13 protein-coding genes are annotated in these 8722 nt (G+C 48.3%); 6 read left to right on the plus strand and 7 right to left on the minus strand.

The annotated features are described in order from the left end of the window. Together QUA43_RS30100 and QUA43_RS30105 are read right to left on the minus strand one after the other, a co-directional pair. The coding region (locus tag QUA43_RS30100) for a hypothetical protein (RefSeq protein WP_333379375.1) at positions 1 to 580 on the minus strand (580 nt) is incomplete at its 3' end. A 385-nt stretch (positions 581 to 965) separates the two neighbouring features. Next, positions 966 to 1346: a hypothetical protein gene (locus tag QUA43_RS30105; protein WP_333379377.1), complete on the minus strand. Its 381-nt coding sequence runs from the start codon at positions 1344 to 1346 to the stop codon at positions 966 to 968. Between the two features lie 288 nt (positions 1347 to 1634). Between QUA43_RS30105 and QUA43_RS30110 the strand changes: the two genes are divergently transcribed. From QUA43_RS30110 to QUA43_RS30120, 3 genes are read left to right on the plus strand one after another with little or no spacing between them, the layout of a single operon-like run. Beyond that, entirely contained in the window at positions 1635 to 1820 is a 186-nt protein-coding gene (locus QUA43_RS30110) for a ribbon-helix-helix domain-containing protein (RefSeq protein WP_333379379.1), read from the plus strand. After that, positions 1820 to 2281, plus strand: coding sequence for a hypothetical protein (locus QUA43_RS30115; protein WP_333379380.1), 462 nt, complete (start codon positions 1820 to 1822; stop codon positions 2279 to 2281). Before QUA43_RS30110 ends, QUA43_RS30115 begins: the two co-directional genes overlap by 1 nt. Before the next feature lie 5 nt (positions 2282 to 2286). Then, positions 2287 to 2730: a hypothetical protein gene (locus tag QUA43_RS30120; protein WP_333379382.1), complete on the plus strand. Its 444-nt coding sequence runs from the start codon at positions 2287 to 2289 to the stop codon at positions 2728 to 2730. Between the two features lie 377 nt (positions 2731 to 3107). On the opposite strand, the gene QUA43_RS30125 is transcribed toward QUA43_RS30120, so the two are convergent. Continuing rightward, complete coding sequence (locus QUA43_RS30125) at positions 3108 to 3824, minus strand: hypothetical protein (RefSeq protein WP_333379383.1); 717 nt, start codon at positions 3822 to 3824, stop codon at positions 3108 to 3110. Between the two features lie 189 nt (positions 3825 to 4013). Between QUA43_RS30125 and QUA43_RS30130 the strand changes: the two genes are divergently transcribed. Both QUA43_RS30130 and QUA43_RS30135 read left to right on the plus strand, forming a co-directional pair. After that, positions 4014 to 4328 (plus strand): hypothetical protein, encoded by a 315-nt coding sequence (locus QUA43_RS30130; RefSeq protein WP_333379384.1) that lies wholly within the window; start codon positions 4014 to 4016, stop codon positions 4326 to 4328. A gap of 68 nt (positions 4329 to 4396) precedes the next feature. Further along, complete coding sequence (locus QUA43_RS30135) at positions 4397 to 4732, plus strand: hypothetical protein (protein ID WP_333379386.1); 336 nt, start codon at positions 4397 to 4399, stop codon at positions 4730 to 4732. Positions 4733 to 4906: 174 nt separating this feature from the next. Here QUA43_RS30135 and QUA43_RS30140 read toward each other — a convergent pair whose 3' ends face one another. Together QUA43_RS30140 and QUA43_RS30145 are read right to left on the minus strand one after the other, a co-directional pair. Then, positions 4907 to 5071 carry a hypothetical protein gene (locus QUA43_RS30140; protein ID WP_333379388.1) on the minus strand — a complete coding sequence of 55 codons (165 nt, stop codon included), beginning with the start codon at positions 5069 to 5071 and terminating at the stop codon, positions 4907 to 4909. Positions 5072 to 5073: 2 nt separating this feature from the next. Beyond that, complete coding sequence (locus tag QUA43_RS30145) at positions 5074 to 5718, minus strand: tyrosine-type recombinase/integrase (protein WP_333379390.1); 645 nt, start codon at positions 5716 to 5718, stop codon at positions 5074 to 5076. 289 nt (positions 5719 to 6007) lie between these two features. Here QUA43_RS30145 and QUA43_RS30150 point away from each other — a divergent pair, with 289 nt between their 5' ends. Then, positions 6008 to 6166, plus strand: a complete 159-nt coding sequence (locus QUA43_RS30150; protein WP_333379392.1) for a hypothetical protein — start codon at positions 6008 to 6010, stop codon at positions 6164 to 6166. 55 nt (positions 6167 to 6221) lie between these two features. Here QUA43_RS30150 and QUA43_RS30155 read toward each other — a convergent pair whose 3' ends face one another. Beyond that, positions 6222 to 7877, minus strand: a complete 1656-nt coding sequence (locus QUA43_RS30155) for a bifunctional DNA primase/polymerase (RefSeq protein WP_333379396.1) — start codon at positions 7875 to 7877, stop codon at positions 6222 to 6224. Positions 7878 to 8289: 412 nt separating this feature from the next. Then, positions 8290 to 8722, minus strand: a 433-nt coding sequence (locus QUA43_RS30160) for a site-specific integrase (RefSeq protein WP_333379394.1), incomplete at its 5' end; no start/stop codon positions are given.

An 8722-nucleotide genomic window follows, 5' to 3' on the forward strand; every position in this document is an offset into this window, starting at 1 on the left:
TCCGCACCCGTTCATAACCGTTGCCATCTTTGGACTGAGCTAGGGACTCGCAGATACAGATTTCCCCGCGCTCGAAGTCAATATGTTGCCAACGTAGTCCGATCGCCTCACTCAGCCGACAGCCGGATAAAAACAGGAACTTTGCAAAAGGAGTCCAGGCCGGATAACTTTTCTCGAATCCTGCGACGATCGCGATGGATTCTGCCTTGCTAAATGGCTTGATGATTTCCTTGGTTCCTTTGCGATTCCTGATTTTCAGCCAAGGATTTAGTGGAATTAAACCTTCACTTTTTGCCCAGTCACCACAGCTTCTGAGGTATCCCAGTTTTTTATTAAAAGTGGTGGCAGCAACTTCCATTTGAGTAAACCAAGTAATGTCATCGCTGGAAGGATTGCCAGCCTTAATAATTTGGCGACGTAACGTGGCATAGTGATCCGCTTTTGTGCGCGCTGGTAGATCTAAATCTGAAACCCAAGCGTCCCAAATTTCTAAAAGTGGCGGGGTGTTTTCTCTCTTGTTTTGTAATTGCTGTGATAGTTGTGTCAGTAAATCGTTGAGTTCTGGAGTGATAGTTTGCATGGCGGTGGAGAATTTGTCCGAAATGTGTTTTGCCTTTGTTTTGGGCGGGTGGTGGAGAGGTGGTGGAGGTGGGGGAGGGGTGGTGGAGGCTGAAAGAAATCACTTCGTCTGAAGCACTTCTCGCTTCTTGTAAAAGTGCAACAATGCTGATTTAAGCCTTTGATCACACAACTTCTGGAAGTAGTGCTGGAAGTATGAAGTAATCCCGCAAGTGTTGCTATTGCGTACTTCTGGCACTTCCGATAGCACTTCGATCACTTTGCCCTGGCCTGTAGTAAACGAAGTAACTTCTACTTCTGCTTCCTGGATTTTTTTAACAGCCGGAAGTAGTGGAGAAGTGGTGGAGTTTCTATTACTTCTCCACCACTTCTCCACCACTTTTCCTCTACACCAACCTGAGTGCAGCTCCGGTTACGTGGCACGTCAGATACCCATCGAAACACGGGTACATCCAGTCGGCACTCGCACCAGCAGTCCAGTTGATCATGTACTCCCATCGCCCGTTAATGGGATGCCAGCAGATGCCTACTATCTCGCCTATTTCGCAATGTTGTTTCTCGAATTCGTCAACCCATTCATCGGCTACGATGTCCCCGATCTGAAATGGCGGTGCAGGGTATTTGTTAGGTAGTTTGATGGTTGGCTGACGGCGTAGAGCGATTGTCAGGGGAAGGACTGATGCTGTTTTGTGAAAGAACTTGCGACGGGAAAATGTTAATTTCTGCGATCGCTCTTCAAGCGCTTGTAATGTCTGATTTTCGGACATAATGAAGTTGCTCCTTGCCAGGTAATGCTGGCGTAGGTTGAAGTCGTCTCAAGGCTGAGGTGGTAACTCAGCTTTGAGGCGCGTTTTATTTTTGTTGATTCTCGACGGTTCCGCTGGTTCTAGATAGCGCCTCTTCTACTAGATTTAGCGGGTAAGGGTTTGAGCTCGTCAAACTGGAGAGTCTTGGAAGCTGTCAAATCCTGTTTTTCGATGGTAGCACGACTTAAGAGCTAGGTGGTACTACTTCGCACTATAATTATCCAAGACGGTACGACAGAGGATAAAATAATGACAGTTCAAATACTTAAAAGCGTGGGAACAAAGTTACCTAGGGTGGGCGCGTACATTAGCCCTCAGCTAAAAGAAGAGCTGGAAAGGTTAGCAAAAAAGGAACAGCGAACGCTTTCTAACTTTATTGCAGTGGCACTTCAGCGCGTTATAGACCAGGCAAAACAGAAGGGTGAGATTGATTGATGAACCCAGCAACAATCAACCCTTTAACTCTGCCGTCCCTATCGTTGGCAAACCGCTCAACTCTGCCTTCCTGTCCGGCAGTCTACTTTGTCCTGGAAGGCGATCGTGTTTTGTACGTCGGCAGAAGCCGCAATCTACGGCAACGTTGGGTGATTCATCACCGCTACAAACAACTGAAAGCAATCAGCAACATCCGCATCGCTTGGCTGGAATGCAGTGAACCGAGCTTGTTGGCAGAGATTGAAGCGGCGATGATACGTTACTTTTTGCCCCCTTTGAATGGCTCGGCAGTAACTTCGCCCCAAATAACGCTCCTCTTGGATAAGTCGTTGAAAGAAAAATTTAAGAGAGTCTGCTCTATCAGAGGAATGAAAATGAGTGAGGAGATTGTGCGTTTCATTGAGAAGAGCGTTAGGGAAAACGACGACTTGCTGGCACTGGTTGATAAGTTCGGGGGTTAAGTGAGATGAATTCAAACGATCGACTAGACCGAATAGAAGCAATCCTCGCAGCTACCGCCGTGCAGCAGCAGGCAAACAGCGAGGCGATCGGACGGTTGGAAGTTCAAACTCTAGCCAACAGCGAGGCGATCGGACGGTTGGAAGTTCAAACTCTAGCCAACAGCGAGGCGATCGGACGGCTGGAAGTTCAAACTCTTGCCAACGCGACAGCGATTGATCGGCTGACTGATCGCATAGACCAACTGACAGATCGCGTTGACCGACTGGCTCAACGTTTTGACGGACTGGTTTCGGCGATCGGGAGCCATCAAGAAGCGCTGAGGATGATTTCTCAGCAGCACACCGAATGGCGGGAGCAAATGCGAATCATTCAGACAGAGATTCGCGACCTCTGGCAGTACCTCAACAACCAGCTCCGCAACCGTGGCAACGGCGGCGGGCAAAACTGACGGCTGAATCGATTCTGGATTGATTCAGAATCGATTCAAATCGATTTGAATCGATTCACTGTCTGGCTGAATCGATTTGATGCTTGTCCAAAGTGTCCGAAATTTCGGACACTTTTTAGTTGAACCCTGATTCAGAAGGGTTTCGCTCGTCAAGTACCGAGATTATTTTTGACTTGGCCAGAGTGAAAATAATTGAGTAACTAGCTTCGATCGGCGATCAGAGGCTGCCAAAAGTGTCCGAAATTTCGGACACTTTTGCTTTTAAGCACCTTGAATTGCTAGGTAACTACTAGACAAGTGCTAGGTAACTACTAGACAAGTGCTAGGCAACTACTAGACAAGTGCTAGGCAACTACTAGACAAGTGCTAGGTAACTGCTAGTAACGTGCAGGCGGCAAGCTGGAACCTCCCCCTTGAAAAGCCGTCCCACTTCCTCCCCTAGGAGCTTGCTGGACTGTTTGGGGTGAATAGGGCTGTTGTGCCGATCGTAGTTGCTGTTTAGCTATATCCCTATAGCTTTGTTCTCTCTTGTCGATGTTTTGGAGTGTTTCGTTTTTAGGCCCGTAGAATTTCTCTGCTGCTCCTCTAACATACTTCTGGGCAGCTTGATCGAAGTCCCCTCTGTACTGGGCGACTTTTTTTGCTATAGCTTCTTCCCCAGGACGCAACGCAATTTCTTTCGTTTGTCGCATTGACTCTGCGGATTTGGCATTCGTTAGCTCCATAATCTCTGTCCAAGAATCGCCCGGTTGCCAGTTTTCTCTGGTGTTTGGATCTTGAATTGTTGGGATGTAGCCGGGGGGGTAGGGCTCACCTGTCTCCGGGTTTACGATGATCGGTTCCCCCGATTGAACAACAGCGTAGATCCTTGTATATGCAAGATTGTTGCCTAATGGGTAGATATTCCCCTGGCTACCCATTCCCGTGCCCGGCCCGAATAATGGGTTTGGATTGAATTGTCCGTTAAATCCTCCCCCAGCTCCAGCGCCCGCCCCGCCATTTATGGAAGAGAAATCACCTTGTCCTAATCGAGTAGCTTGCTGTTGATTGTAGATCGGTGTGGTTATCGGTTGGTTCGTGAACGCTTGTGCCATTTTTTTATAGATTGATGTAATTCAATTGTGTCCTGCAAACTGTATGTCTTGAAAAGTCCCCACAGAACGGGTGCAGATTTTCTCCGATCGTCCGCCACAACAGCTTTGTCTAGTATTTTGGTAAAACACTAGACATTAGCTAGACACTGTGCTAGTGTATGTCTAGTAGGTAATGGAGAGGCTCTAGACATGACTGATAGATTGCAGCTTAATTTGAGATTAGACGGCAGACGAGGCTTGCTTGAGGCAATCAAAGAAACCGCAGCCAGCGAAGGTTTGAGCGTTAATGCTTATGTGATTAAGGTTTTGGAAGGCGCTACATCGGATCGAGGATCAATTGCAACGCCAGGGCCGATCGCAAAACAAGAACAGGAAGCGCCGAAAGACTCAGCGTCGCTAGACATCGAACCAATGTTAGACAGCTTGCTAGACAAAAAGCTAGACACTCTGCTAGCGGCTAAGTTGGCAAATTTTGAGGAACGGCTGGGAAAATTGAGTGCCTGAGTGATAGGGGTGGCGATGAGTCACTCAGGCAAGAATACGATCACGCTCTTACTACTCCAGAGGAAGCTATGGCACACGCTGCTATCTTCGGATTCTCCCCAGAGGAAGCCTTAGCCGATACTCATTTTCAAATCAATATGCTCACGGCTAATTATGATGAGCTTGAGGATAGGTACGAATCAGCGAAGCGGGAAATTATAGAATTGCGATCGCAACTTGCGACAGCACGCGGCGATCAGGAGAAATTGGAGGCGGAACTCTCAGACCTGAAACAAAAATCGGCTCCTAGCGTTGAATTCCCAGAAGCCGCTGAATTGTTAAACCAGTTGAAAGCCGATCGCAAAAAATCCACCGCATCGCTCGCAGATGTCGAATCCATTTTAGAGATACTTGAGAAGTCCTGAGATACATCTTATGGAAGTCGGGAAGCTATGCCCCCTTAAAACGGGGCATCCCTCTGTGAGTGTTCCGGCAGTCAAAATCTAGCGTTCCGCTGGAAGCCTTGGAACACTGCGGAACGTTCCCGGACAGGACAGAAAAAACCTCGGAAGCCCTGATGGAATGCGGGTGGAACGGTTTTAGACCTGTCCGACTGACAAATCGGACAGCCGGTGCGGTTGGTGCGAATCGCTGAAAGCCTTGTCTAGCAATGGTGCGGTTGGTGCGGTTGTTGGTGCGGTTGTTGCGGTTGTTGGTGCGGTTGTTGCGGTTGTTGGTGCGGTTGTTGGTGCGGTTGTTGCCACAATCAGTCCTCCCAAAACCCTTCAAAGCGCTGCGGTGCTAACTGCGTGTAACGCACTGTGTGGCTAATATTAGCGTGTCCCAGATAATCTTGAATCGCCCTGGTATCGATCCCTTTAGCGGCCAAATAGTACCCGCAGCCGTGCCGGAGCATATGGGGGTGTACTGGGAACTGAAGCTGTGCCCCTTCTCCCGACTTGCGGATCATCTTTCTTGCCGCGTCCGCAGTCATAGGCCCGCCCCGTTCCGACACAAATAGATAAGCTGAATCAGGAAAATCCCTCTGCAACTGTCTGAGCGATCGCATTTCTTCCCCCGACAGCGGATGCACTGACGGACGCGAACCCTTCAACCTTCGGACGTGGATGTGAGCCGTCTTCAAATTAATCTGTTGCCAGCGCAAATTCACCAGCTCCGATATCCGCAGCCCGTGCCTGTAACCCATCAGAATTAGCGTGGCGTCCCGATGTCCCCATCGCCCTTTCTTGGCGGCCTTGATCATGGCATCCACTTCATCCTCGAATAAATACTCCCGATCGCGAACTTCCAAATATGACCTCCTGTTGGGGCTAGTTTTTTGGGGCGGGGCATCAGACTCTCTAACTTTCAGAAGTTGAGGGCCACGGGTGCGGAACGGAATGACAGTCATTTGACACACCTAAACAGTGCCAACATTCTAACTATTAGGTTAGATGTTAGAAAGTCTGTCCTCTTTGCCCGACTTTGCATTCTCTTCTTGGTGCGGCTCGAAAACGAAAAAAAAACGAACCGAAAACGTACCGTTTCTCTACCAAAACTCACTCGTCGGATTTAAAGGTAAAAGCACTCGACGAATCGCACAGAACAAGGCTTTGGTGATCTGACAGAGATTCGCTGTGTAGCATGAGAAGTAATCAATCAATAAATCAATACATATGGGTTACACATCTATGACATCTATGACGATCAAAGTACCCGAACACTTGCGTCACCAGCTAAAGAGGCAAGCGCTCGATGAACGAAAAACGATGTCAACGATCGTTCAAGAAGCGTTACAGAATTACCTGAACCAATTCACCACCGGCAAGCAGGGTATTGAGTTAGACCCGGAAGTGTGAACCATGACTAGCGCTAGGGTTCAGAACCTTTTGAACCCTTACTGCTGAGCCATGATCATTTTTGCGTTTCCTTGTCCCGGTTTTTTATTCCACTAAATTTCAAATCTCGATCTACCTCTTTCTCCGGAAAAGAAGAGACTGATAAAAGAAACTTATTGTCTAAATCCCGTGGCAAGTCGTTTTTGACCAATAACGCCTGCTTATCAATCGCGGCCTGAATGCGACTTCTTCGCCGCCTTCCCGACACGAGCCGATGATTTATGGCATATACATTACAGTGAGGCTTCCACCACTCCCCACGCATCAAAACTAAGCCGTCTTCTTGACATAGTTTTGCGGGCATATTTTTAAGGAGCGGTAGATGTTCCATCACTTGCGTTTTAACCAGGGGCGGCAACTCCTTACGAAAACCTCGCACTGGAGAGGCCTCCAATCTGTAGCTGTTTGAAAGATGGCGACTCGCTGTCGAGAGAGAAATTCCTCTCGCGTCTGCGATCGCCTCTTGACTTCCGCCGTAGAAGCGGAAATCCGATTTAACATAAATGAACCGATCGCTCCTACCAAGTACCCGCGCCGGTTGTTCGCAGGGATGCAGAAGAGCAGTCGGCGCAATTAGCTGCGTCGGTTGCTGAGGGTTCCGACCCTCAGACTTTTTTATTTGCTGCACCTCTTCTTGCCGTTGCCGGTGAAAAGATGCGCGTTGCAAATGCTGTGCTTCCACTTCTGTAGCGATGATGTGGAGATGTCGTAAGTCGTTAACTTTGATGGCAGCGAGAGGGCCGAGTTTGTCTACTCCGGCAATCGCGATTGCTTTTTCCAGGCTCGTGTAATAAATCTTAATCTCATCTCCGGTCTGATCGTAGTGGCGGATCAAACCGGACTTTTTGGCTTCGTTGAGTAACTTTCTGATGGTGTCTTTCTTGAGACCTAAGATTTTGCTTGCGCCTGTCAGCGTAAATTGTCCAATTCCGGAGCCTGTTGGTTTGCCGCCAGGATTCGTCCAGCGCGATAGGTCGTAGCGACGAGCGAGCAACCAAATACGCAGTTGCCCACGGAAATATGGATATAGCGAGGAAGGAAACAGTACCAAGTCCGGATCATCTGGACTGACATACTCGCTGTGGTAGTTTTCGCGGAGCTCGATCAGCCATTCTGGAGCCGGAGCGGGCGGATGTTGCAACGGGTTGTTGATCCACTCATAGGGCTTACCAGTGCCAGGGTGGAGGCTTGGCGGCAACACGCTCTGCTGACCGAACCAGCGGAACTCCAGACACTCCTCTTTACCGTCATCACCAGTAACCCCGGTGCCGATGCGTAGATTTTTAATGCGATGCCAGTCAGCCTCTGCTACTGAGAAAAGACATTGCTTGCGGCCAGCGCGTCCACTTGTCCAGGCAGTTGTCTCTGAGAAAACGGTGAGGTCGTTGCTGCCTGCTAACTTTTTTAACTTTTCCCACGCCGAGTCACCGTCGATATCGATCGCCAACAGCCCGTTACCCAGCTTTAAGCCGAAGCCCGTTGCCTTGCCACTTTCGAGCTTGGCAAGGATTTCTGAGTGGTCGCATTGTTTGCTTACCCAATCTTTGACAACGGGAACTTTCCCCGCTACTGGCACCAGTGACCAATTCTGAGGGAACTCAAATACTTGACTAAGTTTGTGGGGATTGTGTAGTATACTAGAGATAACGCTTCCTCTGTTAGTGAGAAAAATCGCTAAACCTAGTAGTAGAGGCGCTAATTAACTAAAATGCTATCTAATGTGAGGTATACAAAGTGAGATACCCTTCTTGGGATTAAATCGCCCTTTGATTGACATTTTCGACAGTTCAGCTAATATACTTTTGTGTTTTTGAAATCGATTAATATCGATTGGTTTTCCGCGCGCCTCTACTAAAGGTCAGCGGATTTTTTTTTGCTATGCTGAAAACATTTGCTACATTCTCTCATTTTTGTGCTATTTGTCAATATCTCACTAATAGCAAGAGATTGAGCGAATACATACTAGCGTATATTTTATACAAGCAATTCATGCAGGTTATTATTGAAACTTTTTCGGAAATTGAAAGTAAGTAAAATTACGACAACTTCCGCCTTGCAAGGCGGAAGTTGTGGTTTGCAACCTATCAGAGGATAGATGGCAAGCTCGGCCGATTGATTAAATGACCGTAAGTGCTTGCAACCATCCGAGTATCGGAGTGTCCGAGCAAATAAGCGACGCCCGTTAGCGGACATCCCTGTTCGATCGCATGGCTCGCAAAACTATGCCGAATGATATGCGGCCGTCTGTACGGTATACCCGCTGCGTTCAGCACTTTTTTCCAGCGAGCTCGAAAGTTGTTTGCATCTATGTGGCTTGTGCCAGTGGGATTGAGGAAAACTAAATCTTCAGGATTTTTGCTGGCAGCAGAAAGTTGCTCAAGAATTTTTGCCAGCTCGGAATTGATTTTCAAGAACCGAACACTACCCGTCTTTGTTGACTTCCGCACCCGTTCATAACCGTTGCCATCTTTGGACTGAGCTAGGGACTCGCAGATACAGATTTCCCCGCGCTCGAAG

Source organism: Microcoleus sp. N9_B4 (genome assembly GCF_036701635.1).
In the GTDB taxonomy this organism is placed as follows: Bacteria; Cyanobacteriota; Cyanobacteriia; order Cyanobacteriales; family Microcoleaceae; genus Microcoleus.